Annotated in this window: 2 pseudogenes; both read left to right on the top strand. The window is 70.8% G+C overall.

Features of this window, described 5'->3' with window-relative positions:
- Nucleotides 1-577 (top strand): annotated as a pseudogene (locus ACFXIV_RS48425) (ABC transporter substrate-binding protein); the annotation flags it as partial.
- A pseudogene (locus ACFXIV_RS48420) lies at nucleotides 552-1,008 on the top strand (hypothetical protein); the annotation flags it as partial. The pseudogenes ACFXIV_RS48425 and ACFXIV_RS48420, both read left to right, overlap by 26 nt.

Here is a 1,008-nt window from a genome sequence, read left to right as displayed (position 1 = left end):
ACAGGAGGCCAAGGGCCGGGACAAGTCGTGCGAGCGGTTCGCGGAGGGCAGCCTCGGCATCCTCGCCGAGGGGGACTACTTCTGGCGGGACGTGATCTCGCCCGAGACCGGCATCGCCCCCATGAAGCGGCGTGACAACGATGTCGGATATGCGCTCATTCCGGCCCGCGCCCGCCATGAGGCGACCGGCGGCCGGGACCACGTCAGCCTCTCCGGGGGTGCCGTTCATGTGCTCAACCCACACACCCGCCATCCCCGGCAGGCCTTCGAACTGCTCACCGCGCTGCACTCGGCCCCCGCGCTGAAGGCCCGGCTCGGCGACGCGGCGATGATCACCGAGCGGGACGACGTCAACGACGCGGTCCTCGACAAGGACCCCATGCTCCGCTTCTGCGCCGACAAGGCGCTGCCCGTCACCACCTTCCGGCCGCCGCTGGCCGCCTACACCGCCGTTTCCCTCGCACTCCAGGAGGCGACGGCCCGGGTGGTGGCGGGCAAGAGCCCCGAAAGCGCCGCACAGGCCTACCGCAAGGAGTTGGAGGAGGTGCTCGGTGGCAGCGACCACATCATCGGCTGACCCCTCCCCGGCGGGACCCCAGGGACAGGAGACGGCCGAGGAAGGCAAGAGAGGGCAGGTACGCGAGGAACCGGAGCGCGACGCGGCCGGGCTGGGCCGACGAAGAGCCGCCGCCTTCCTCGCCCCCGCACTGCTCCTGGTCGCCCTCTTCCTCGTGCTGCCCGCCGTCTGGACGCTCTACCTGGGTGCCACCGACTACCGGCTGACCGGCATCCCCGCCATCGATCCCGCCTTCGTCGGCTTCGACAACCTCAGCAAGGCCCTCGGTGACGACGGCTTCTGGCGCTCCCTGCGCCTCACCCTGGTCTTCGTGCTCGGCTCCGCCGTCATCGGCCAGGCCGGACTCGGCTTCGCGCTCGCCTGGTGGATGCGGGAGCGCACCGGCCGGCTCAGGACCACACTCGAAGTGCTGGTCATGCTCGCGTGGATCC

Origin of the sequence: Nocardia sp. NPDC059236 (assembly GCF_042754085.1) — a bacterium.
Lineage (GTDB): Bacteria > Actinomycetota > Actinomycetes > Mycobacteriales > Mycobacteriaceae > Nocardia.
This window is presented reverse-complemented; position numbering and strand designations above follow the sequence as displayed.